We start from the raw sequence: 23020 nt of genomic DNA on the forward strand, positions 1-23020 counted from the left end.
AAGGCGGTGTATCCCATGCGCAGTGGAGGTTGGAAGCCCTTTTGGGCAGCACTGTTTGCTTCGCTGCTGGTGCTGGTGCCGCTGGTGGGCGGCACGGTGCTGCTGTCCCGTCAGCAGCTGCGCACCCAGCTGCGGCAGGCTGCCCGCAGCGAGAGCGGTGTGCCCATCCAGCTGCCCAAGACCACCGACCAGCTCACTGTGCTGCTGTGCGTCTCCGGCGAACAGCCCGGCTTTGTGCTGGCCTACCTGAACGCCAGCCAGAACTGCGTGCATCTGCTCAGCGTGCCTGCCGTGCTCACCGTGCCTTTTGCAGAAGAAGAAACATCCCTTGCCCGCTGCTATGCCGCCGCTGGCCCGGCCCGCTGCCGCGAAGCGCTGGCACAGGTGCTGGCCCTGCCGGAGGGCACAAGGTATCTGGCCTTTTCTCCCGATGTGCTGGAGCGCATTGCCAGCCGGTACGGGCCGGTGCGGGTGGGCTTTACCGGCGCACTGACCGAGGAAGAGCTTGCCCGCTATGGCCGCAGCCGGGCCGTGCAGGGCATTTCCGCCGGGGACGCGCACGAATTCCTGTGCCAGTTGCAGGCCGACGAAGCTTTTTCACCAGTACGTACCGCAGCGGCCCGCGCTGCCGTGTGGGATGCGTTTCTCCGGCAGGATCTGGACCTGCTGCCCGCCACCCTGCCGGATGCCTTGCGTGCCAGCAGTTCGGCCCTGCTCACCGACCTGACCGCGCTGGACTATGACGCTTTGGAACGCACACTGGAATTTCTTGCCAACAACAGCGCCGCTGTGGCGGCGCAGGCCCTGCCCGGCCAGTGGAATGCCGCCAGCGGCACTTACACGGTCACGGATGCTTCCCGCGCTGCCATGCAGACCTTTTTCAATGTTTCGCCCACCGAGGCGCAGGCCTCGTCCTTCAGCGAGCCATAACCCAGCACCAGCGTGCCCGCCGCTGAGGGTGCTTCTCCGGTCAGGTCGTAATCACTCAGCAGGCTCAGCTGCACGCCTTCGGCTTCCGCCGCGCAGCGCAGCGCAGCATCCGGCGGCGGGTCTTTGAGCTTTGCCAGCAGGTTCAGGCCGGTGTGCAGGCCCGCAAGGGTCAGCTCGCCGGGAGCAAAGGCAGTGTTCAACGCTGCCGCCAGTGCGTCCCGCCGGGCCTTGTAGGCCACACGTTCCCGGGCCAGATGCCGGGTGAAGTAGCCCTCGGTGATAAAGCGGGCCAGCGTCTGCTGCTCAAACCGGCTCACCGTGCCGGAGTAAAGGCGGTATTTTTTCCGCCATACAGGCAGAAGATGCTCCGGCAGCACCATATAGGCGATACGGATGCTGGGAGCCAGACTGCGGGAGCAGGTGGAGAGGTACACCACCGGGCCGTCTGCACCCGCCATGCCCTGCAGGCTGGGCAGAGGCCGGGTATCAAAACGGAACTCCGAATCGTAATCATCTTCTATAATATACCGCCCGCCCGGCCTGCGGGCTGCCCAGTGCAGAAGCTCGGCCCTGCGGCCCGCAGGCATGGTAACGCCTGTGGGGAACTGGTGGCTGGGCGTGACGTAGCACACCGCTGCATCCGACCGGTTCAGTGCTTCCACCGAAAGGCCGTCCTCGTCCACCGGTAGGCAGCAGCAGTGCACACCGTTGTTCTGCAGCACCTGCAAAGCACGGGGGTAGCCCGGCGTTTCCACCGCTGCAGGGCCGGGCAGCAGCGGTGCCAGCAGGCCCAGCAGATATTCCAATCCCGCGCCCACCACGATCTGATGCGGCCCGCACTGCACACCGCGGTATTCAGAGAGATATTCCGCCAGCGCCTGCCGCAGGGCCGGGTCGCCCTGCGCATCGCCGTGGGTGAGCAGCTGGGGCGAGGAATAGAGCAGCTCCTTTTGCAGCCGCGCCCATGTGCGGAACGGGAACAGCTCCGGGTCTACCCCGCGGGTGGAAAGGTCGTACCGCACCGGCAGCACAGGCGGTTCCGGTTTTGGCGGTGCGGGCTGTTCCGGCCCGCCGGCAGGCCGGGACGGCAGGGCCAGATATTCCTGTACATAAAAGCCGCTGCGCTCCCGCGATTCCAGATACCCTTCCGCCGCCAGCATCTGATAGGCGGCATCCACCGTATTCACCGAGACGGACAGCTCTGCCGCCAGCCGCCGCTTGCCGGGCATCCGGGTGCCCGCCGCAAGGGTGCCGCTTCGCATCTCTCCGGCAAGGCTGCGGTACAGCTGTTCGTACAGCGGCACGCCAGAAGAAGCATCCAGCGCCGTGGTCAGATGGACCATAAATTATCCCTCCTGTCTGGGTATTGCATCAAACTGACCCCATTAAAAAACTTTATTCTGGGTATTTTCATGGTGTCAGTTCTGCGTATAATAGGAGCATACCCGCTGGACACCCAAATGTCAAGTAGGATTGTAGGTAAGTGGTTGCGAAGCAATCAAAGCCCCAGTGGGGCTTTGGTGCCGCGGGAACGGAAATTTGGAGGGAGAGTAAATCATGTCTACTACTGCAATGTGGCTGCTTCTGGCAGTCGTTGTCATCGTCATTCTGTTTGCAAGTGTGCTGTACAAGCGCACCTTCACCACCAAGGAGCTGGCCCTGACCGGTGTCATGGCCGCTTTAAGCCTTGTGGCCTATCTGTTCTTCCGTGTGCCGTTCTACGGCGGTTCTTCGTTCCATCTGGGCAACACCTTCACCGCCCTGACCGCCCTACTGCTGGACGGTGTGTCCGGCGGTCTGGCCGGTGCCATTGGTCTGGCGCTGGCCGATATTCTGGCCGGTGACCCGGGCTATGCCGTCACCACCTTTGTGCTCAAGTTCATCATCGGCATCACCTGCGGTGCCGTGGCGCACAAGGCATTCAAGCTGCGCGACCTCGACAAGCACAGCTCCGGCTATCTCGTCAAGGTGATCGTTTCTGCCGGTTCCGGCCTGCTGCTGAACGTGCTGACCGACCCGTTCCTGGGCTACTTCCGCAATGTGTACATCTTTGGTCAGGAATACACCGTGGCGCAGGCGCTGACCAAAATTGCAGGCGGTGTCACCTTTGTAAACAGCGTGGCCTCCACCGTGTGTGCGGTCATCCTGTACCTCGCCCTGCGTCCGGCCCTGGAGCGTGCCGGTCTGCTGCCCAAGGGCGAAAAACACTAAGCGATCTCTCTATCCTGATACAGCACTGCTGCCCTCACCTGCCGGACTTCTCCTATCCTCCGGCGGTGGGGGCAGTGGTGTTTTTCGTGGACGACCTATCACACGGAACTCCTCCAGTCTCGCATTCGCTCGAAAGCCCCCTCGGGGACGGGGCTTTTGACAGAAACCGAAACAAAAAAGCGCTCGTCACACAATTCTGCATGACGAGCGTTTTTTGCTTTTTATCGCAATTTTCAAAAATAGTGCCTATTAAAACGGCATATTTGCGATATGCAGTCTGCGGATGTTGCTTGTGCATTAAAAACGCAAACTGCTATCATTACAGCTTTTCAAATACAAGGAACCGGAACGAGATATCGGTTTCCAGCTGGGACAGCGCAGCAAGGCGCTCCGCCCCGCCGCGCGGCGTTTTCCAGTAATAGGGTGTCATGGCGAACAGCGCTTCCAGCTGTTCGTGGGGCACCGTGACGCGGCCGGTCACTTCCCGTTCCCCAATGGCGGCAAAACCGTCATAGGCGATCTGCTGCACCGGGTTTTTATAGGGCTTTTCGTAGAGCACGGCCTTCATCTGGTACAGGTGTTCGGCACCGGGCACCACATAGATCATCCGTCCGCCCGGGCGCAGCACCCGCAGGAATTCCTCCTGTGCAAAGGGCGAAAAGCAGTTCAGCAGCAGGTCGGCCCCGCCGGTGCGCACCGGCTGGCTGAAGCTGGATGCCACCGCATACTGTGCCGTGGGCAGGGCCTTGGCCGCAAGACGCACCGCAAGCTTTGCGATATCAAAACCCGCCAGCTGCACCCGGCGGCCTTTTTCGGCAAGCGCCTGCGCGATGCAGCGGTCGTACCAGCCCTCGCCGCAGCCTGCATCCAGCAGATGCAGCGCCGCCTCCGGGCTGGCAGGCTGGCCGTACTCTGCGCACAGCTCACCCACCGCTTTGCCAAAGATGCCGTAGTATCCGGCATTCAGGAACGCGCGGCGGGCGGCCACCATCTCCTTGCTGTCGCCGGGGGCCTTGGTGCGCATGCTCTGCACCGGCAGCAGATGCCAGTAGCCCTCCTTGGCGCGGTCAAAGCAGTGGCCTTTTGTGCATTTCAGGGTGCTGTCGCCGGTCAGTTTTTCCCCGCACAGCGGGCACTGCCATGGGGCAAACGGTTCATTTTTGCTCATACTTCGTCGCTGTGGTCCTCAATGGGTGCAGTTGCACCGCCGTGGGCGTTCATATACTCCTCAAAGTTCGTGAACTTCTGCTGCGGCGGACGGCGGCTGATGAGCATAAGGCCCGGGTCTTCGTCCCTTGCAGCAGCGGCACGGCCGCGGCGGCTGCTCTCCGCTCTGGGGGCACGGGCCGGTGCAGGCTGTGCATTGCGGGACGCATTCTGACGGCCGCGCTGGCCGTTGTTTGCACCGCGGCCCTGCTCTGTGCTCTGGCTCTGGGCGGCAGGCTGGCTGTTCTGGCGGGCCGGACGGTCGCTGCGGTCATTGCGACGGCTCTTCTGGCCTTGCGTGCTGCTGTTCTGCTGAGCAGGCTGTGCAGCCGTACGGATGGCCGGGGCGGCGGGTGCAGCCGGAGTCTTTTTGGCCGGGCGCAGCGGAGTGGCCTCCGGGGCACTCACAAAATGCGGGTCAAACTTGGGCTGCGCATTGCTGCCGCGGGCAGGAGCGTTCTGCTCCCGGCGCGGGCGGCTGTTATTATTGGAACGGCGGTCATTGCTGCGTCCGCCGGTAGTACGCTTGGTATCATCCATGAATGGTTCCTCTTTTTCGGTTTTTGCGGGCTTTGCCTGCACCTTGGGTGCGGGTGCAGCCTTTTTTTCAGGTTTTGCGTTTTTTGCTTCGGCCTTTGCGGGCTTCGGCTGCTTTGCGGCAGGCTTTTCTGCCGGTTCAGCGGCGGCTGCCTTGGGCTTTTTGCCGCGCACCGGCGGCTCCGGGCGCACCGGCGCGGGCACGCCGTCCCACGGGTGGCCGCTCACCACGGGAATTTTGCGGCGGTTCAACTTTTCGATGCCTGCCAGATACTCCTGCTCCTCAGGTGCACAGAAGCTGACCGCCGTACCGTCGGCACCGGCGCGGGCCGTGCGGCCGATGCGGTGCACGTAAGTCTCCGGTACCTCGGGCAGGTCGTAGTTGAACACATGGGACAGCTCGCTGATATCGATGCCGCGGGCGGCGATATCGGTGGCTACCAGCACCTTGGTCTTACCGGCCTTGAAGTTTTCCAGCGCGGTCACGCGGGCGGTCTGGCTCTTGTTGCCATGGATGGCCGCCGCCGGGATGCCCTGCTTGGTGAGGTCTTTTGCAATTTTATCCGCGCCGTGCTTGGTGCGGCTGAACACCAGCGCGTTCACCACCGGGGGCTGCAGGTTCTTGATGAGCCACGGCAGCAGGAATTTCTTGTTGCCCTTTTCCACATGGTACAGGCTCTGCTGGATGCGGTCCACGGTGCTGGACACCGGGTCCACCTTGACGAAGGCGGGCTTGCGCAGGATGCCTGCGGCCAGCTGTTCGATCTCGGTGGGCATGGTGGCGCTGAACATCAGGTTCTGACGCTCCCCGGGCAGCTTTGCGATCACCTTCTTCACATCGTGCACAAAGCCCATATCCAGCATCCGGTCGGCTTCGTCCAGCACAAAGATCTCAAGGTTCGAGAGATCGATAAATCCCTGACCGATCAGGTCGTTGAGCCGTCCCGGGCAGGCGATCAGGATGTCCACGCCCTTTTTCAGCGCTTCCACCTGCGGTGCCTGGCCCACGCCGCCAAAAATGACGGTGCTGCGCAGCTTGAGATACTTGCCGTAGGCATCAAAGCTTTCGCCGATCTGCAAAGCAAGCTCACGGGTAGGGGTCAGGATCAGGGCGCGGATGGCACCCTTTCTGCGGGGCGCATTGGCCGTGAGCCGGTCCAGCATGGGCAGCGCAAAAGCAGCCGTCTTGCCGGTACCGGTCTGGGCGCAGCCCATCAGATCCCGGCCGGACAGCACCGGCGGGATCGCCGCCGCCTGAATGGGCGACGGGGTCTCATAGCCTGCCTCCTGCACAGCGCGCAGAAGCGGGGCGGACAGATTCAATTCTTTAAATGTCATGGTTCTCCAATAATTATTCCGTAATTTTCCGGCACTCCACATAGTACCGCTTTTCTTCTGCGTGGCCCATGCTGAAGGTCTTGCGCGGCAGCACGCCGCCCATCACAACGCCTTTGAACAGGTCACTCTTGGCAAACGGCGGCATCAGGAATGCCACAGCACCTTTTTTGCACAGGGCGCGCACAGCAGGCTCGTCGTGCACATAGTCCACGCGGGCTTCCTTGTGGTGCTCAAGATAGTATTCGATAAATTCGTCAATGGTGCCCACGGTCAGCGGTGCGGTTGGGTCCTCAAAGCTGAGCACGTTGGACATGTGCGGCCCGGCCAGCGTGAAGGGCTGCTGCTTGCTGCCGCCAAAGCTGCAGCCGGCCATATTGGAATCGCTCCAGGTGATCAGGCTCAGCAGCACCGCTGCGCAGTCCACATTGAACAGCACGCGGTGGATCGGCTCGATCTCGATCGCAGGCGAGTGCACATTGCACACCTCGGCCAGACACCAGCGGGCCGGATGGTTTGCTGCCTGCTCCGGTGTGAGTGTCTTTTTCAGCTCCTCCCAGCAGGCCTTTGCAGTGGCCAGCGAGTGGTTGCCGTCGCCCACGGCCAGCGTCAGCGGGTCGCGGCGGGTGGCATCCGGATACTTTTTGTCGAATTCTTCCTGACTGCCCAGCACAGCCAGCGCATCTTCGATCTGCGCAATGAGGGCAGGGTCTTCCACAGCCCAGCCCGCAATGTGGCCACCGTTCAGCATCAATTCGCCCTCGTATACCTTGGGCAGTTCGGCTTTATGCGCCGCCACCGGCTCGATGAGGGTGCAGCCGGGGTCGTCCGCCAGCATCATGATATGGGGCGTTTCCAGCGCGGCACCGGTGCGCACCTTCATGCGGGGCGGGATGCGGCTTTCCACCGTGCTTTCGCTGGGACGCACGGCGCAGGGTGCGCCGCGGCGGTAGCTGTAGGCTTCCAGATCCACCATGCCCACAAGGCCCTGCCGCACCTTGCCGCTCTGCTCGGTGCGCTCCACGTAAACAAAGCCGTCCACCGCGCGGGTCAGCACGTTCCGGGCATAGTCATCCATGGTGGCATGGATCTTCTCAATGCGTGCATCGGCATCGCCGTCCTCCAGATAGACCTCCGGCAGGATCATGTTCAGGGTGCTGGGGCTGCCTGCTGCGGCAGCCTCGGCTTTCTGCCAGTAATCCCGGTCACTGGTGAACTGATCGCAGGCAATGCAGCCCCACTTTTCCAGTGGGATCTGCTCCGAAGGCAGAAGGATGTGGGCCGGTGCAAAGCAGGATTTGGTATTCATAGCAGATTCCTCCCTCTTATAAAACCAGAGACGTTACTGGAAAATGTCGGCGCTGTGCAGCACCAGATGCTGCACGCCCTGTCCGGCGGCAGACTGCTCCAGTGCGGTGCGGCTGTCGGCGTCCATCGCCTTGTCTGCCGTCACCAGCAGGTTGTCCATGCCCAGCGTCACAGCGGGCACATCCAGCGACACGCTGTTGGTGTTGCACTGATCCAGCGTGTAGCTGAACCACAGGGTCATGCTGCCCGCAAAGCGGCTCTGCAGGGCGGCGATATCCGCCTTGAGCTGATCCGCGCGGGAAACGCCGCTGGTCTCGCCGTAGTCCTGTTTGCGGCTGAGCTTCGGGAACTGGACATTGGTCAGGACTACCTGCTCAAAGCCCATGCCCTGCACCTCGGCTACCAGATCGCCTACATATTCCACTGCCGCAGCGGAGTAGGGATTCAACCATGCATTGCCGCCCTTCTGGGCATCCAGCCACAGGCCGTCGCCGTAGTGGATGGCCATGCTGCGGTCGGTGCGGGAGGAGATGGGGTCCTTGAAGGCTGCAAGCTGGGCCACAGGGATCACGCCCTCCTCCCGGAAGATGGCCGCGATGCGGGCCGGGTCCACGGTCGTTTCGGCAATGCTCTGGGCGGCAGCCGGCACCTGCGAAGCGTAGCAGATGCTGCCATCCGGTGTTTTCAGGGTCACAAGGCCGTAATCCGCTCCCTGCGCCTTGAGCTGCTGCGCCGCTGCACGGATGGCCGCATCATCGGCAAGGGTGCTCACATCCACTGCGGCCCAGCTGCCGCCGGTAACGGCCTTGCCGTCCAGCTCCTTGGGCTGTTCCGGCTCCGGCTGGGACGAAGCCGCTTCCTGTACCGCCGAGGATGCAGCTGCTTCGGACGAGGCGGCTGCGCGGGATGCCGATTCAGCTTCCAGATCACGGTTCTTCACCACAGTATACCAGGTGTGGGTAGCCCAGTCCAGCACGTGGGGTGCTGCCAGCCAGGCTGCGCCCAACACCGCCAGCACCAGCACCACGATGCCGATGCATTTTTTGATGCGTGTACCGCGGCTGTAGAAGCTGCGGCGGTAGCGCTTGACCTTCTGACGTTTATACTTTGCCATTGTCGATTCTCCTCCCTGCCAATGTTACAGGATCACAGAATGTCCGGTGAAACCATAGATCGCCAGTGCCAGCACGCCGATATACACCAGCGTGATGGGCAGGCCGCGGAATGCTTCCGGGATGGCCTTGCTGCGCAGGCGGTGGCGGGCTTCCGTTACCAACAGCACCGCCAGCACATAGCCAAGGCCGCTGCCAAGGCCAAAGCCAAGGCTCTGCCCCAGCGTAAAGCTCTGGGTGCGCTCCACCAGTACAGTGCCAAGCACACAGCTGTTCAGGCCCGCCAGCGGCACGATGCGCAGCAATGCGCTGCGGTGCGGCAGGCCTTTCGCCAGCCACAGCACGGCGTGCTCCAGAACGCACACCACGGCAATGCTGGCAATATACACCAGCGGGCGCAGCTGGGCACGGTTTGCCAGCGGCGCGATCCGGCTGCCGGCATACCACGCAAAGGGCGTTACCAGCACCTGCGTGATGCACAGCTGCATACCGAACAGCCAGCTGCTGGTGCGGTCATCGCCCACCAGCTGCACCAGACGCGAAACGCCCAGTGCACGGGTAAAGACGGCGTTCTGCGCGAACACCGCCAGCAGTGCATAGCTGAAGAACACTGCACTTGTTGTTACAACATCTCTCATTGTTCGCGGTCCGCCTCCTTCTGGGAATGCACATCCACAAGGTTGCGTGCCTCTTTGGTGAGATATGCCTTGCGCTTTTGGGCCAGTGCACGCCATACGGCGCACAGCACGCCCAGCACGATAAAGCCGCCTGCCGGCATGCTTGCCATGGGCAGCACCGGGCGGCTGACAACCACACCGAACATGGTGCCTGCGGCCAGCCATTCACGGACGCAGCCCAGCAGCACCAGCAGCAAAGCATAGCCCACCGTGATGCGCAGGCCCTTGGAGACAGCCTTGCGCACCGTCTCCTGCACGCGGCCAAAGCGGTAGGTCAGCAGCGGCTCCACCGTGAGCAGGGGCAGGTAGATGCCAAGGCTCAGCAGGCTGGTGCTGAACAGCATATTCAGGATGGGATACACCGCCAGATACACCACCGCCGTGCTGAAGCCGTACACCAGTGCACGGGGCAGCAGCTTTTTCTGCAGCGTTTCCGGAGCGGGGTCCTCGTCGTGCAGGGGCACAAGGCGGCTCAGCAGACATGCCAGCACGCGGGAGGGCACCAGCAGCAGCGCCACCGCCACCGCCAGCATCACCGCATTCTGGCCGCTGGTGGCAAGCACCACCAGCGGGGCAAGGCCCATGCCCTGCATGACCACCGGGTTATTCAGGAACACACGGTCGTGGTGGGCAAACTTGTTGGGATCTTTTACGATCAGTTCAGCCGTTGCGCGTCTCATTGTGCTGCCCCCTTTCCGGCATCTGCCTGCAGATGGGTCAGGTGATACAGCTTTGCCTCGGTGCGGTCGATCCATGCCGACACACTGTTGACCGCCAGCAGCGCAAAGCACACACCGGTCTCGTACACGCCATAGTAGCGGAAGCCCATGCTCACAACGCCCACCAGCACGCCGTACAGCACACGGCCCATGCGGTGGTGCACGCAGGTGTAAGGCTCGTTGATCAGGAACACCGCGCTGAACAGGATCGCGCCAGTCAGCAGCTCATCCCGCACACACTGCAGGCGGGGCAGGATATTTGACAGCACGGCACTGTCGGCAAGGCCCGCCTGCCGCGGGAAGAAGAACGCAATGACCGCACAGGTCACAAGAAAGCTGATCGATGCAGACATGTGGGCATCCTTCTGGGTCCACAAAAACAGGCCGCAGGCAAGGATCACCAGCGCAGCGCCGGTGCCCATGGGAGCAGCATATTCGCCCAGACCCAACGCCAGCGAGCCGATGTTCAGCATGCCGCCGCTGCGCAGGGTGTCCTCAATGGCGCTGGAGACCGGCACCATGGAGGCGTCCCACAGGGGGATGCTGGTGTAGGGCTGCGGATAGCGGAACACCTGTTCCGGCCATGACACTGCCGCCACCACATAGCCCACAGCAGCCGGGTTGAAGGGGTAGCTGCCGTAGCCGCCAAAGATCTCCTTGCCGATCAGCACACCGGCAAGCACTGCGGCGATCAGAACATAGATATCCACCGTCACCGGCATCAGCAGGGCAATGACGAGCGCAAAGCTCTCGTTGGAAAAGTCACTGCCCTGATACACGCGGCGGCGCAGCAGCGAAACGAGACGGTCGCACAGGTTGCCGGTAAGCACCGCAATGCCGCACAGCAGCAGCGGGCGCACACCGTACAGAAAACAGGCCATGCACAGCACCGGCACCGCCATAAAGCAGATATGCTTATAGTAGCGGCCGGTCTTCTGGAGCTGTGCCTCCTGCTCCCGGATCAAAGATTCATCCATAAATGGTTATCCTTTCAAAGGCTGGCGAGGTGCTGCACGGCTGCAGCAGGGTCTGCTGCGCCGAACACTGCACTGCCCGCCACCAGAATATCAGCGCCCGCTTCCACGCACTGGGGCGCGGTGGCATTGTCCACGCCGCCGTCCACTTCCAGCAGATAGTGTGCACCGCGCGCTTCGCGCTCTGCCTTGAGCCAGCGCAGCTTGTCCAGCGCCGAGGGCATGAACTTCTGCCCGCCGAAGCCGGGCTCCACGCTCATCACCAGCACAAGATCCAGCTGGTCAAGATACGGTGCCAGCGCCTGCGGCTCGGTGCCGGGCTTGATGGTCAGCCCCACCTTGCAGCCCAGCGCCCGGACGGCATCGATGGTGGCCTGGATATCGTCCTCGCACTCAAGGTGGAAGTTGTACAGGGTGGCACCGGCTTTGATGAAGGCTTCCGCATACTGCAGCGGATGGCTGATCATCAGGTGCACATCATAAAAGGCATCCGGCAGATTTTTGTGCAGGCTCTTGAGCACCGGCACGCCAAAGCTGATGTTGGGCACAAAGTGACCGTCCATCACGTCGTAATGTAGCATCTGTGCACCGGCATCCAGCACCATGCGGCAGTCTGCACCCAGTTTGCCAAAATCAGCGGAAAGGATCGAAGGACTTACGATTGCCATATTCTATCTTTACGCTCCGTTATTTTATAAATTCTTATTCCCATTTGTCCCATTGTACTGGCGGTTTCAAACCGCAAAAACAGCATGGGCATGGTTATCTTTTAGTTTACATGAAAACGAGCAAAAAATCAAACCCGCCAATGGCTTTTTCACGGAAATGACGTATTTGGAAAGATTTGTCCATTTGCGAAGAAACTCCCTCAGTCAAAGCCTGACGGCTTTGCCAGCTCCCTCGGAGAGGGAGCCTCTGGCACGCCCGGAAGATTTGCACTTTAACCGGAAGCTTTACCGCCATGCCACGGGCCCCATCCCAGAGGGGGCTGGCATTGAGCGCAGCGAGATGACTGGGGGAGTTTCATCGGCGGCAAAGTTCCCCACGCCAAAACAGCCAGACCGCCCCGGGTCCGGGGCAGTCTGGCTGGAAGTTCATTCTACGGGCTTCATGCTTGCAGGGTCTTCCACGGTGGGTTCACCGCCGGCTTCGTCCGGCAGACGCTTCATGCCGCCGGGGTTCGGGGCCACGGTGGGCAGGGTGAACACAAACCGGCACCACTCGCCCTGCTGGCTCTCCACCCGGATCTGCCCGCCGGAAAGGTTCACCAGCACCTTGCAGATGTTCAGGCCCAGACCCGCGCCCCGGGCGTGCAGGCCGCGGGAGCGGTCCTCCTTGTAGAACCGCTGGAACACGTATGGCAGCGCTTCCGGGCTGATGCCCTGACCGGAGTTCCAGATGGAGATCTCGGCTTCCGGGCCAAGCTTTTCCACCCCGAAGCGGATGGTGCCGCCCGCAGGCGTAAACTTGATGGCGTTGTCCAGCAGGTTATACACCACCTGATGGATCAGGTCGGGGTCGGCGTAGACCAGCACCTTTTCGTCCATGGTCAGGCCGTCGATGTCGATCATGCCGTCGTTGATGCGCTGCTCTGCCGAGAGCGCCACGCCGGTGATCGTCTCCCAGATGTTGAACATCCGGGCATTCACCTGATATTCGCCGCTTTCCAGCTTGGAAAGATCCAGCATGTTCTGGATGAGCCGTGCCAGACGGCCCGTTTCCTCACTGACCAGCTGCAGGTAGTGGTTCTGCATATCCGGCGGGATGGTGCCGTCCAGAATGCCGTCCACAAAGCCCTTGATGGTGGTCATGGGGGTGCGCAGCTCGTGGGCGATGTTGCCCATGAACTGACCGCGGGAGTTGTCGTTCATCTGGATGTTGTCTGCCATGCGGTTGAAGGTGCGGGCAAGGTCGGCTGCCTCGCCTTCGCCTTCCACCCCCTCCACACGGACGGAAAGATCCCCGCCGCCAAAGCGCTGGGCGGCATCCGTCACCTTCTGCAGCGGGTCGGTGAGCTGGCGCATCAGGATCTTGGTCAGGATGCTAGCACACAGCAGCATCACACAGGCCGACAGCAGGAAGTTGGACCAGAACTGCTGCTTGAACTGGGTCAACTGCTCGCCGGAAGAGCACAGGAACAGGTAGCCGCTGGGCTGGCCGTTCTCATTGCGCATTTCGCTGACCGTGATGTAGCTTTTCCCGTCCAGCATGCCGCCAAGCGTGCCGAACACATGGTAGTAATCCGCATCGGAAGCGTCGATCTTCTCCATCATTTCTTCCGGCACGGTCAGGCTCTCCAGCTTGTCCGGGCTGGAGGCGATCATCACCCGGCCGTCGTTGTCGGTAAAGAACAGATAGGCCTCTGCGCTCTCGCCGATGATCTCCAGCTTGGTGCTCAGTGCGTCCAGCTCATCGCCTTCCGGCAGCTCCGCCTGCTGGACCAGATACTGGGCCGTGCGCTGGGTGACACCCACCACCTGATCCAGTGTTTCGTAGCGGTCCTTGGCGAAGTAGTTCTTGAACAGCACCCACTCCGAAGCGCCCATCAGCACGATGCCCAGCACCATCAGGGTGGACACCAGCGAGAAGAATGCCACCGAGATACTTTTGCGCATTACTGACGCACCTCGAACTTATAGCCCACGCCCCATACGGTCTTCAGCTCCCATTTGTCGGAAGCACCGGCCAGCTTCTCGCGCAGGCGCTTGACATGCACATCAATGGTGCGGCTGTCGCCGTAATACTCAAAGCCCCACACCTCGTCCAGCAGCTGGTCACGGGTGTAGACGCGGTTCGGATGGGAGGCCAGACAGTTCAGCAGTTCCAGCTCCTTGGGGGGAGCCTCCACCACCTTGCCCTTGACCCGCAGCTCATAGCTGTTCATGTCCAGACGCAGGTTGTCGAATTCGATCACGCCCTCGGTGCTCTCGGCAGCAGCCGTGGTGGTCTGGCAGCGGCGCAGCACCGCCTTGATGCGGGCCACCACTTCCTTGGCATCAAAGGGCTTTACCATGTAATCGTCTGCACCCAGCTCCAAGCCCAGCACCTTATCAAAGGTCTCGCCCTTGGCCGTGAGCATCATCACCGGGGTGTTGCCCGCCTTGCGGATGCGGCGGCACACTTCCAGACCGTCCATCTTGGGCATCATCACGTCCAGCAGCACCATATCGGGCTTGACCTGATTGAACTTTTCCAGACCTTCTTCGCCATCGTTTGCCACCGTGACCTGATAGCCCTCCTTGGTCAGGTACAGCCGCAGCAGCTCGCAGATATTGGTATCGTCGTCCACAACGAGGATCTTTTCGTTGGCCATAATGATCTCCTCCCATTTTATCGGATGCCCGCCGGGCGGGCAGAGCAGCAAAGTATTCCACTTCTTATTATACGGAAGAGTTATGACAAAATAAAGAAGGATTTGTATGATTTTTTCACAATTCCGGCCCGGCCTTACTCGATCATCAGCCGGATAATCTCCTCATTGGTCTCCTTCATGCCGTCCTTGCCCAGACGGCCGATGCCCTTGATGGTGGTCTCGATGTCCTTCATCACGATGCCGTCGCCGCCCTTGAACTCCTGATGGCACTTGTACATGTTGTAGCCAAGCAAGGCCGCATCCACCGAGGATGCGATCTTTGCCGCGCAGGAGGCCTTTGCGCCGTCGCACACGATGCCGGACACGATGGCCAGCGCATTGACCACCGTGTGGATGGCGGCCTGATAGCCGTCGCCGCACAGATATACGATGCCCGCGCCAGCGCCCGCACCGGCGCTGACTGCGCCGCAGTAGGCGGACAGGGTGCCGATGCCGGTCTTTTCGTGGATGGCCACCAGATTGGAAATGATGAGGGCACGGTAAAGCTTTTCCTTGCCGCTGTGCAGCTCCTTGGCATATTCAATGAGCGGCACCGAGCAGGTGATGCCCTGATTGCCGCTGCCGGAGTTGATGATGACCGGCAGCTCACAGCCGTTCATGCGGGCATCCGAACCGGCGGCCGCCTTGGCCTTGGCCCGGATAGACACATCGTTGCCGTAGGTAGAAAGCAGCACCCGGCCGATGTTCGCGCCATAGTCGCCCAGAAGGCCCTCCTCTGCAATGGCGTTGTTATAGCGGATCTGGCGTTCCAGCAGGTCCGCCACATCCTGCAGGTCGGCCGTCTCGGCAAAGTCCCAGATGTCCTTCATGTTCAGCAGGCTGCGGTCGGCCCGGCTGTCCCGCCGGGTCTCCTCGTTCAGCAGCGGCTTTTCGTAGAGCACCCGGCCATTCTTTTCGATCAGGCAGATGTTGGTGTGAAAATCCGCAATGCGCACCTTTGCGTAGGAATCCCCGCTGCGCTCGGTAACGATGATATCGAACACATGCCCCTGCTCGATGTGCTGGATGGAAATGGGCACCGTCTGCAGATAGTCCCGGATGGCAGCCTTCTTGTCCTCGCTGACCTCGGAGATGACTTCCAGCTCTCTGTCTGCCGAACCGGCAATGATGCCCGCTGCCACAGCGGCTTCCATGCCTTTCAGGTGGCCGGTGTTGGGCACGATGACGCTCTTCACGTTTTTGATGATGCTGCCGCTCACCTGCAGCTGCACGCTCTCGGGCAGTGCGCCCAGCACCTCGCGTGCCCGGGCCGCAGCATAAGCCAGTGCAATGGGCTCTGTGCAGCCCATTGCCGGGATGAGCTCCTCTTTTAATATTTTCACATACGCCTGATAGCGCGGATCACTGCGTTCCATGACGGGTCCCTGCCTTTCCTGTCGATTCGATATTTACCAACAGGAATAGTATACTATAGAACCCGCGCAATGTAAAACAAATTCTTCCCCGCACGCAGGGCCGGCTATTGCAAAGCGCAAACAGCAGAAGTAGAATAGGAGCATCCAAACCGATAAATCCATGGAGGGTCTTCCAATGATCGAAAAAGAAGTACAGGAGCTGCTGTCCTTCATTGACGGCAATCCTACCGCATACCACACCACTGCATCCGTCCGGAACATCCTGCTGAAGGAGGGCTTTTCCGAGCTGCTGGAGAGCCGCCGGTGGCAGCTGGAACCCGGCAGGAGCTATTTTGTCTGCCGCAACGGCTCCAGCATCCTTGCATTCCGCATGGGAGAACAGCTGGAAAACTACAGCTTCAACGTGGCCGCTGCCCACACGGATTCCCCCTGCTTCCGCATCAAGGAAAACGCCGAGATCCACATGGGCCAGAAGTACACTAAGCTGAACACCGAGGGCTACGGCGGCATGATCTGCTCCACATGGATGGACAGGCCGCTGTCGGTGGCAGGCCGCGTGCTGATAAAGGAGAACAATGCCATCACTTCCCGCCTGCTCACGCTGGACCGCGACCTGCTGATGATCCCCAGCGTAGCCATCCACATGGATCGCGAAGTCAACGACAGGGCTTCCTACAACAAGCAGGTGGATATGCTGCCTTTGCTGGGCGGTGCCGCCGAGGAAGGCGTGCTGAAAAAGCTGATCGCCGCTGAGCTGCAGGTGGCAGAAGAGCAGATCCTTGGCAGTGACCTGTTCCTCTGCATCCGCGAAAAGGCCGCCGTCTGGGGCTGCAATGAAGAGTTCATCTCCTCCGGCCGTCTGGATGACCAGCAGTGCGTGTTCGGCATCCTGAAGGGTTTTCTGAACGCGCACTGCGCCCGCTCCATCAACGTTGCCGCCTTCTTCGACAACGAAGAAGTGGGCTCCGGCACCAAGCAGGGCGCAGCTTCCACCTTCCTGTACGATGTACTGCACCGCATCGCGCAGAACGTCTGCCCCGGCGATGAGGACTTCCACCGTGCGGTGGCCTCCAGCTTCATGTTCAGCGCCGATAACGCCCACGCCGTGCACCCCAACCACCCGGAATATACCGATGTGAACAACTGCACCTACATGAACGAGGGCGTTGTGGTCAAGGTGCACGCCGGCCAGAAGTATACCAGCGACGGCATGAGCATGGCCGTGGCAAAGGAGCTTGCCGCCCGCGCCGGTGTCCCGCTGCAGTATTTTGCCAACCGTTCCGATAAGGTCGGCGGCAGCACGCTGGGCAACCTTGCCATGGCACAGGTATCCATGAACTGCGTGGACATCGGCCTGCCCCAGCTGGCCATGCACTCCTGCTACGAGACCGCCGGTGCCCGGGACATCATTTCTCTCATCCGGCTGATGGAGGAATTCTACGCCAGCCATTTTGAGGAGACCGCGTCCGGCACCCTTGCCATCTGCAAGTAAGACCCGTACAACCTGAATCATAAGGACTGCCCGTGGAAAAGCAGCACTGCTTTTCCACGGGCGGCTTTTCGTTTCCACTTAAGTGAGTATTGAGAAAAAACGTCCATTGTGCTACAATTATTTTGTTATAATATCGCTTTTTACCGCAGCGTAAAATCTTTTTCGCAAGGAGTATAATAAAATGAAATTAGGTATCGTCGGCCTGCCGAACGTCGGCAAGTCCACTCTGTTCAATGCCATCACCTCCACCAAGAACGCAGAAGCCGCAAACTATCCCTTCTGCACCATCGAGCCGAACAGCGGCATCGTAGCCGTGCCGGACAAGCGTCTGGACAAGCTGGCCGAGATCTGGCAGACCAATAAAAAGACCCCTGCCATCGTGGAGTTCGTGGATATCGCGGGCCTTGTGAAGGGTGCCAGCCAGGGTGCAGGCCTTGGCAACAAGTTCCTGGGCCACATCCGCGAGTGCGACGCCATTGTGCATGTAGTGCGCTGCTTTGACGATGACAACATCATCCATGTGGTGGAGGATGTTTCCAAGGCCGAGGCCGTGGACCCCATTGCTGACATCGACGCCATCGACTACGAGCTGATCCTGTCCGACCTTGAGGTGGTGCAGAACCGCGCAGGCCGCATGGCAAAGGCTGCCAAGAGCGGCAACAACAAGGGTGCTGCCGCCGAAGCCGCATGGCTGCAGCAGCTGGCCGACCACCTGAGCGCCGGCAAGCCTGCCCGCAGCTTCGATTTTGACGAGGGCGATGCCGAGCAGCAAGCTGTTCTGCACGAGATGGGTCTGCTGAGCGCAAAGCCGGTGCTGTACGCCTGCAACGTGGGCGAGGACGACCTGATGGAGGGCATCGAAAACAACAAGTATGTCCCGCTGGTGGCCGCACGCGCCAAGGAAGAGGGCGCACGCTACATTCCCATCTGCGCCAAGACCGAGGAGGATATCGCCGACTACTCTCCCGAGGAAAAGAAGGCTTTTCTGGCTGAAATGGGCATTGAAGCCAGCGGTCTGGACAACCTCATCACTGCCAGCTATGATCTGCTGGGCCTGATCTCCTTCCTGACCGACGGCAAGAAGGAGTGCCGCGCATGGACCATCCGCAAGGGCACCAAGGCACCGCAGGCTGCCGGCAAGATCCACAGCGATTTCGAGCGCGGCTTCATCCGTGCCAGCGTCATTGGCTATAGCGATCTGGAAGCCAACAACTTCGATTACGCCGCCGTCAAGGCCAAGGGTCTGCAGCGCACCGAGGGCAAGGAGTACGTTGTCAACGACGGCGATGTGATCGAGTTCCTGTTCAACGTTTAAAGGGAAACCCTCTCAGTCAAAACCCGACGGTTTTGACAGATTCCCCCTTTTGTCGCTGCGTGACATCTTCCCCCGGCCGGGGGAAGTCTTTCCTCTCAGGGGGAGCTCGATTGCAGCGAACCGGAAGAGCCATAAAAGCTCTCCCTTTGGGAGAGCTGGCATCGCGCAGCGATGACTGAGAGGGTTCGTCCCAAGCCCTTCCCGTGAAAAAGTAAGTTCCAAAAGCCCGCAGGCTTTTGGAACTTACAAAATCAAAAATAACCTTCCGCTATATATGGCCAGAGCGCACGCGTCGGCCATTTAAAATCGTAAAAGAGGTTTCCTATGATTTTCGGTATTATGGGCGCAATGCCCGATGAAGTCGATCAGCTGTGTGCAAAGCTGGAAAACGTCACCGTGGAGCCCTACGGCGGCGTGGATTACCACAAGGGCACGCTGGCCGGCAGACAGGTGGTGGTGTGCTGTGCCGGCATGGGCAAGGCCAATGCCGCCGCCACCACGCAGGTGCTCATCACAAAATTCGGCGCGGAGAAGATCATCTTTTCCGGCATCGCAGGCAATATGACCTCGAAGATCGGCATTGGCGATGTGGTCATCGGCAAGACCGTGCTGTACCACGACGCACAGCTGGACATGATCTGCCAGAACCCGCCGTTCCTCAAGGAATACACCGGCGACCCGGAGCTGATCGCTGCCGCCGAAAAAGCCTGCGCCGAAGCGGGTGTGAAGGCTCTGGTGGGCAAGATCGCCACCGGCGACCTGTTTGTGGGCGACAGTGAAACCAAGGCTGCCATTGAAGCCAAATGCGCCCCCGACTGCGTGGAGATGGAAGGTGCCGCTGTGAGCCAGATTGCCGCCAAGAACGGTGTGCCCTGCGTCATCCTGCGCGCCATGAGCGACAACGCTGACGAGGACGGCCACGAGGTGCTGGTGGTGAAAAAGTTCAGCATTGCGGAATATGTAGCCACCGCCACCAAGATCGTGGCAGCAATGGTGGAAGCACTGTAAAAGGATGTGCCGCTTTTGCGGCAATGACCCCGCCCGTCAGGCAGCTGTACCTGACGGACGGGGTCGCTTTTTTTCATGCGCCGCAGCGCAGCCTTATAAGAACTGTTCCAGCTTTACCCGGCTATCCTCCTGAAACTCCTGCAGCCTTTGGGCAAGGCGCTTTGCACCGGGCGCGGCATTGGGGTAATCCTTCTGGGCCTTTACGCAGTCCACCACCCCCATGCCGCTGCCCTGTGTGAGCATCTCGGCCAGATTGCGGGTGGACTTGTCCGTGAGGGTCTTCATACTGATGCCCATTTTCGTGTTCAGCTTTGCCATGGCGCTCTGCCCCTGCGCGGTGCCGCCGCAGGCCTCGATGGCGGTGTGCGCTTCCTGATTGAGCTGGTGGTACACATTGCGCTGGCGCAGCAGCTCGGCCTTGAACTGCACATCGTCGGTCATCGGCACGATCTGTTCCAAGGTGTTCTTGCCCATCTCGGTATTCTGCACCACGGCTTCCAGCAGGTTCAGGTTGTCGTTTTTCTGGTTTTCCATACAAAAAATCCCCCTTCTGGCCTTAGTCTGCGCCAAAAGGGGGATTTTATACACTGGTTTTATTCTGCACGCATCTGATCGCCGCCGGCGTTCTGTGCCTCCCGCAGGCGTGCGTCGCACAGCTCATACAATGCCTGCCAGTTCTTTGCAGGGACATCCTCAAGGCTCGCCACGCCGCAGCTCAGGGTAAAGGGCACCCGGCGCATCATGCCGGTGGTGGTGATACACTCCCGGGGCATCTGCCGATACAGGTTCTGCATTTCCTCTGCCAGCTGCTTGCCGTCGGCGTCCAGACAGCCCACCGCAAAGATGCTGCCGGTCAGGCGGCAGACCACGCGGGCCGCAGGGGTATCAAAGCTCTTTTTCCACTGGTTGCCCACAAAGCAGTGCAGCTGGTCCATCACAGGCTGGCCGTAGGTATCCCGCAGCTTCTGGCCGTTGTCGATGCTCACCAGCGCCACAGCCGCCTTGCGGCCCTGCGCTGCACACTGTTCCAGCTTTTGGGCAAACACCGTTTCCAGATAGCGGCGGTTGTACACACCGGTAAGGAAATCGTGGCTCATATCCTCGCGGCACAGCTCCCGCTCCCGGGGTGTCATGCGCTCTTCCGGCAGCACATTGCCTGCCAGCGGTGCGCACATTTCCAGCTCCCAGCATTTGCCGTCCGCTTCCACTCTGCGGTGCAGCACACAGTCCACACGGCCATTGCGCAGCTCGTAGTCCACCCGCAGGCCATCGTCCTGCCAGCCGTCACAAAGCGGTGCTTCGGTCAGGGTCACTGCCTCAAATACGGCCTGCGCTGAGCGCGCAAGTTCCCGTAGATCCTGCTCGGTACATTCTTTCTTCATGTAATTTTCCCCATCATCTGCGCACGCGGCGCTCCCGTATCCCGCGTGCAGTCACCTGTTCCCCATACGTTCAGGAACCATCTGCCGCATTATGCATCTCGCGCCCGCCCTGTTTCCGGAAATGCCGGGAACGCATCAGGCAAAGAAAAATGGCATAATGCCGCTTTAGCAACATTATACCATTCAGCTTCCGATTTTACCAGCAAAACGCACAATTTTCTGCCGGAGTTTTTATATTTTCGTCAAATTGCTAAGCTCCCGCCGCTCTGTGCCTTCTGTTTATACGCGGCAGTACACACTGCACTCGTCGTGGATGGTCTTGGCCAGTGCCTTGGCGGCAAAGCCGTCAGCGGCGCGCCATGCCCAGTTTCCGCCCAGCTTGCCGGGGGTATTCAGGTGTGCTTCCGCACCCAGACCCAGCCAGTCGTACATGGGGATGATGGCCCGGTCAGCCACCGACCCCAGCGCTGCGCGCAGCAGAGCGATGCGGACATCATCGGTCCGGATGGCCGCCAGCTCCTTTACGGTGGGCTTTACGCCGGTCAGGTGCAGATAAGCGGCAGCGGCAGCCTTTTCCTTTTCGGAAGCGCCGTTCTCCCACCAGTCGGTCAGGGTGGTGTTATCGTGGGTGCCGGGATACACTACGCTGTTCTTGACGTGGTTGTGGGGCAGATACTCGCTGTCCCCGCCGCCAAAGGCGAACTGCAGCACCTTCATGCCCGGGAAGGTGCTGTCGGCCAGCAGCTTTCGCACGCTGGGGAACAGTTCACCCAGATCCTCGGCAATGATGGGCAGCTTGCCAAGGGCAGCTTCCAGCGCATCGAACAGCTCCATGCCGGGGCCGTTCTCCCACTTGCCGGTGCGGGCGGTGGTGCTGTCCGCCGGGATGGCCCAATAGGTATCGAAGCCGCGGAAGTGGTCGATGCGCAGCAGGTCGTAGATGCCCAGTGCGTGGCGCACCCGGCGCACCCACCACGCGTAGCCGGTCTTTTTGTGGTAGGCCCAGTTGTACAGCGGGTTGCCCCACAGCTGACCGTCAGCAGAGAAGTAATCCGGCGGGCAGCCCGCCACACGGGCAAAGCCGCCGTCGGCATCCAGCTCAAACAGCGCGCCGCCCACCCATGCATCCACCGAGTCGGCAGAGACGTAGATGGGGATGTCGCCCAAAATCTGCACGTCCTTTTTGTTGGCATAGGCCTTCACCGCCTGCCACTGGGCCGCAAACTTGTACTGCACGAACTTCCAGAACCCGATCTCTTCCTCGTTTTCGGCGGCAAAGGCAGCAAGGGCCTTCTTGTCGCGCAGGCGGTAGGGCTTGTCCCACTCCACCCAGTTCTTCATGCCGTTGGCCACTTTCAGGGCCATGTACAGGGCGTAGTCGTCCAGCCATTCCTCATTGGCGAGAGTAAAGGCATAATAATCATCCGGGAAGTAATAGCTGCAGCCGTGCAGCCCTGCGCACTGCTTGCGCCATGCGGCGTAGGCGGTGCGCAGGACTTTAAAGCGGCTCACATACAAAGTGCCGTAGTCCACCTCTTTGGGGTCTGTGCCCCATTTTTCGGCCTTGAGCTGGGCGGCGGTGAGCAGGCCTTCTTCCTTCAAAGCGTCGAGGTCGATAAAATAGGGGTTGCCCGCAAAGGCCGAGCAGCTCTGATAGGGGCTGTCACCGTAGCCGGTGGGACTGAGCGGCAGGATCTGCCAGATCTTCTGGCCCGCTTGTGCCAGAAAATCCACAAACTTGAATGCTTCCTTGCCAAAGCAGCCAATACCGTAAGGGCCGGGCAGGCTGGACACCGGCATCAGGATTCCACTTTCACGCATGCTATTACCTTCCTCATTTTTAACATTTTATGGGAATATCGTTGTTTCTTATCATAACATATCCGCAGACTATTTTCCACAGGCAAAAAACGTGGTATACTTATTTTTAAACTGGGTGTGTATCCCTTTTTCGATTTTAAATAGCCTCCGCTTTCGCTCTGGCTATGTTCAGCGGAATCCAGATTTTTTATTTCGCTTTTGTTGTTGGCCTTTACGGCCCCTTGCGTGAAAAAGCAGAATTGGAACGACCGCAGTCGTTGCCAAT

General features: G+C 60.4%; 20 protein-coding genes. 5 read left to right on the forward strand and 15 right to left on the reverse strand.

From position 1 onward, the window contains the following. The first annotated feature begins 15 nt into the window (after positions 1 to 15). A complete protein-coding gene (locus WMO17_RS11015) occupies positions 16 to 930 on the forward strand; it encodes a hypothetical protein (RefSeq protein ID WP_097774157.1) in 915 nt (304 codons plus the stop codon). Here the strand turns inward: WMO17_RS11015 and pdxR are convergent. Continuing rightward, on the reverse strand, positions 837 to 2273 hold the full coding sequence (gene pdxR / locus WMO17_RS11020; protein WP_291015895.1) for a MocR-like pyridoxine biosynthesis transcription factor PdxR: 1437 nt from the start codon (positions 2271 to 2273) through the stop codon (positions 837 to 839). The two genes, WMO17_RS11015 and pdxR, sit on opposite strands and share 94 nt — an antisense overlap. 214 nt (positions 2274 to 2487) lie before the next feature. On the opposite strand from pdxR, the gene WMO17_RS11025 reads away from it, so the two are divergent. After that, entirely contained in the window at positions 2488 to 3141 is a 654-nt protein-coding gene (locus WMO17_RS11025) for an ECF transporter S component (protein WP_242960012.1), read from the forward strand. Positions 3142 to 3460: 319 nt separating this feature from the next. On the opposite strand, the gene WMO17_RS11030 is transcribed toward WMO17_RS11025, so the two are convergent. From WMO17_RS11030 to WMO17_RS11080, 11 genes are all read right to left on the reverse strand, one after another. Continuing rightward, positions 3461 to 4309 (reverse strand): putative RNA methyltransferase, encoded by an 849-nt coding sequence (locus tag WMO17_RS11030; protein ID WP_349138103.1) that lies wholly within the window; start codon positions 4307 to 4309, stop codon positions 3461 to 3463. Beyond that, entirely contained in the window at positions 4306 to 6222 is a 1917-nt protein-coding gene (locus WMO17_RS11035; protein ID WP_349138104.1) for a DEAD/DEAH box helicase, read from the reverse strand. The genes WMO17_RS11030 and WMO17_RS11035 overlap by 4 nt, the downstream gene beginning before the upstream one ends. A gap of 13 nt (positions 6223 to 6235) precedes the next feature. Further along, positions 6236 to 7528 (reverse strand): DUF1015 domain-containing protein, encoded by a 1293-nt coding sequence (locus tag WMO17_RS11040; RefSeq protein WP_349138105.1) that lies wholly within the window; start codon positions 7526 to 7528, stop codon positions 6236 to 6238. Between the two features lie 33 nt (positions 7529 to 7561). Further along, positions 7562 to 8641: a putative glycoside hydrolase gene (locus WMO17_RS11045; protein WP_349138106.1), complete on the reverse strand. Its 1080-nt coding sequence runs from the start codon at positions 8639 to 8641 to the stop codon at positions 7562 to 7564. Between the two features lie 24 nt (positions 8642 to 8665). Next, complete coding sequence (locus WMO17_RS11050) at positions 8666 to 9277, reverse strand: Rnf-Nqr domain containing protein (RefSeq protein WP_005938298.1); 612 nt, start codon at positions 9275 to 9277, stop codon at positions 8666 to 8668. Further along, positions 9274 to 9996, reverse strand: a complete 723-nt coding sequence (locus WMO17_RS11055; RefSeq protein ID WP_154256411.1) for an Rnf-Nqr domain containing protein — start codon at positions 9994 to 9996, stop codon at positions 9274 to 9276. The genes WMO17_RS11050 and WMO17_RS11055 overlap by 4 nt, the downstream gene beginning before the upstream one ends. Further along, the gene (locus WMO17_RS11060) at positions 9993 to 11012 is read right to left on the reverse strand and encodes an RnfABCDGE type electron transport complex subunit D (RefSeq protein WP_349138108.1); all 1020 of its coding nucleotides are present in this window, start codon (positions 11010 to 11012) and stop codon (positions 9993 to 9995) included. Before WMO17_RS11060 ends, WMO17_RS11055 begins: the two co-directional genes overlap by 4 nt. Positions 11013 to 11026: 14 nt before the next feature. Next, a complete protein-coding gene (gene rpe, locus WMO17_RS11065; RefSeq protein WP_097774165.1) occupies positions 11027 to 11677 on the reverse strand; it encodes a ribulose-phosphate 3-epimerase in 651 nt (216 codons plus the stop codon). A 426-nt stretch (positions 11678 to 12103) separates the two neighbouring features. Next, the gene (locus WMO17_RS11070; protein ID WP_120020658.1) at positions 12104 to 13624 is read right to left on the reverse strand and encodes a sensor histidine kinase; all 1521 of its coding nucleotides are present in this window, start codon (positions 13622 to 13624) and stop codon (positions 12104 to 12106) included. Further along, a complete protein-coding gene (locus WMO17_RS11075) occupies positions 13624 to 14322 on the reverse strand; it encodes a response regulator transcription factor (protein ID WP_005938284.1) in 699 nt (232 codons plus the stop codon). The genes WMO17_RS11070 and WMO17_RS11075 overlap by 1 nt, the downstream gene beginning before the upstream one ends. Positions 14323 to 14456: 134 nt before the next feature. Next, positions 14457 to 15737, reverse strand: coding sequence for an L-cysteine desulfidase family protein (locus WMO17_RS11080; protein WP_154256415.1), 1281 nt, complete (start codon positions 15735 to 15737; stop codon positions 14457 to 14459). 175 nt (positions 15738 to 15912) lie between these two features. On the opposite strand from WMO17_RS11080, the gene WMO17_RS11085 reads away from it, so the two are divergent. The 3 genes from WMO17_RS11085 (at position 15913) to WMO17_RS11095 (ending at position 19552) form a co-directional block, all read left to right on the forward strand. Further along, positions 15913 to 17229 carry a M18 family aminopeptidase gene (locus tag WMO17_RS11085; protein WP_349138109.1) on the forward strand — a complete coding sequence of 439 codons (1317 nt, stop codon included), beginning with the start codon at positions 15913 to 15915 and terminating at the stop codon, positions 17227 to 17229. A gap of 181 nt (positions 17230 to 17410) precedes the next feature. After that, the gene (gene ychF / locus WMO17_RS11090) at positions 17411 to 18544 is read left to right on the forward strand and encodes a redox-regulated ATPase YchF (RefSeq protein WP_097774170.1); all 1134 of its coding nucleotides are present in this window, start codon (positions 17411 to 17413) and stop codon (positions 18542 to 18544) included. Between the two features lie 324 nt (positions 18545 to 18868). Further along, positions 18869 to 19552 carry a 5'-methylthioadenosine/adenosylhomocysteine nucleosidase gene (locus WMO17_RS11095; protein ID WP_005938270.1) on the forward strand — a complete coding sequence of 228 codons (684 nt, stop codon included), beginning with the start codon at positions 18869 to 18871 and terminating at the stop codon, positions 19550 to 19552. 93 nt (positions 19553 to 19645) lie between these two features. On the opposite strand, the gene WMO17_RS11100 is transcribed toward WMO17_RS11095, so the two are convergent. From WMO17_RS11100 to malQ, 3 genes are all read right to left on the reverse strand, one after another. Next, positions 19646 to 20086 carry a hypothetical protein gene (locus tag WMO17_RS11100; RefSeq protein WP_044953312.1) on the reverse strand — a complete coding sequence of 147 codons (441 nt, stop codon included), beginning with the start codon at positions 20084 to 20086 and terminating at the stop codon, positions 19646 to 19648. A gap of 59 nt (positions 20087 to 20145) precedes the next feature. Then, positions 20146 to 20934 carry a GGDEF domain-containing protein gene (locus tag WMO17_RS11105; protein WP_349138110.1) on the reverse strand — a complete coding sequence of 263 codons (789 nt, stop codon included), beginning with the start codon at positions 20932 to 20934 and terminating at the stop codon, positions 20146 to 20148. A gap of 279 nt (positions 20935 to 21213) precedes the next feature. Beyond that, positions 21214 to 22755 carry a 4-alpha-glucanotransferase gene (gene malQ / locus WMO17_RS11110; protein ID WP_349138111.1) on the reverse strand — a complete coding sequence of 514 codons (1542 nt, stop codon included), beginning with the start codon at positions 22753 to 22755 and terminating at the stop codon, positions 21214 to 21216. Between the last annotated feature and the right edge of the window lie 265 nt (positions 22756 to 23020).

It is taken from the genome of Faecalibacterium faecis (assembly GCF_040096475.1).
In the GTDB taxonomy this organism is placed as follows: Bacteria; Bacillota; Clostridia; order Oscillospirales; family Ruminococcaceae; genus Faecalibacterium; species Faecalibacterium taiwanense.

Bases quoted from the DNA above. Each gene is read 5' to 3' on its own strand.
- WMO17_RS11015 (WP_097774157.1), top strand. From the start codon at position 16: ATGCGCAGTGGAGGTTGGAAGCCCTTTTGGGCAGCACTGTTTGCTTCG.
- pdxR (WP_291015895.1), bottom strand. From the start codon at position 2,273: ATGGTCCATCTGACCACGGCGCTGGATGCTTCTTCTGGCGTGCCGCTG.
- WMO17_RS11025 (WP_242960012.1), top strand. From the start codon at position 2,488: ATGTCTACTACTGCAATGTGGCTGCTTCTGGCAGTCGTTGTCATCGTC.
- WMO17_RS11030 (WP_349138103.1), bottom strand. From the start codon at position 4,309: ATGAGCAAAAATGAACCGTTTGCCCCATGGCAGTGCCCGCTGTGCGGG.
- WMO17_RS11035 (WP_349138104.1), bottom strand. From the start codon at position 6,222: ATGACATTTAAAGAATTGAATCTGTCCGCCCCGCTTCTGCGCGCTGTG.
- WMO17_RS11040 (WP_349138105.1), bottom strand. From the start codon at position 7,528: ATGAATACCAAATCCTGCTTTGCACCGGCCCACATCCTTCTGCCTTCG.
- WMO17_RS11045 (WP_349138106.1), bottom strand. From the start codon at position 8,641: ATGGCAAAGTATAAACGTCAGAAGGTCAAGCGCTACCGCCGCAGCTTC.
- WMO17_RS11050 (WP_005938298.1), bottom strand. From the start codon at position 9,277: ATGAGAGATGTTGTAACAACAAGTGCAGTGTTCTTCAGCTATGCACTG.
- WMO17_RS11055 (WP_154256411.1), bottom strand. From the start codon at position 9,996: ATGAGACGCGCAACGGCTGAACTGATCGTAAAAGATCCCAACAAGTTT.
- WMO17_RS11060 (WP_349138108.1), bottom strand. From the start codon at position 11,012: ATGGATGAATCTTTGATCCGGGAGCAGGAGGCACAGCTCCAGAAGACC.
- rpe (WP_097774165.1), bottom strand. From the start codon at position 11,677: ATGGCAATCGTAAGTCCTTCGATCCTTTCCGCTGATTTTGGCAAACTG.
- WMO17_RS11070 (WP_120020658.1), bottom strand. From the start codon at position 13,624: ATGCGCAAAAGTATCTCGGTGGCATTCTTCTCGCTGGTGTCCACCCTG.
- WMO17_RS11075 (WP_005938284.1), bottom strand. From the start codon at position 14,322: ATGGCCAACGAAAAGATCCTCGTTGTGGACGACGATACCAATATCTGC.
- WMO17_RS11080 (WP_154256415.1), bottom strand. From the start codon at position 15,737: ATGGAACGCAGTGATCCGCGCTATCAGGCGTATGTGAAAATATTAAAA.
- WMO17_RS11085 (WP_349138109.1), top strand. From the start codon at position 15,913: ATGATCGAAAAAGAAGTACAGGAGCTGCTGTCCTTCATTGACGGCAAT.
- ychF (WP_097774170.1), top strand. From the start codon at position 17,411: ATGAAATTAGGTATCGTCGGCCTGCCGAACGTCGGCAAGTCCACTCTG.
- WMO17_RS11095 (WP_005938270.1), top strand. From the start codon at position 18,869: ATGATTTTCGGTATTATGGGCGCAATGCCCGATGAAGTCGATCAGCTG.
- WMO17_RS11100 (WP_044953312.1), bottom strand. From the start codon at position 20,086: ATGGAAAACCAGAAAAACGACAACCTGAACCTGCTGGAAGCCGTGGTG.
- WMO17_RS11105 (WP_349138110.1), bottom strand. From the start codon at position 20,934: ATGAAGAAAGAATGTACCGAGCAGGATCTACGGGAACTTGCGCGCTCA.
- malQ (WP_349138111.1), bottom strand. From the start codon at position 22,755: ATGCGTGAAAGTGGAATCCTGATGCCGGTGTCCAGCCTGCCCGGCCCT.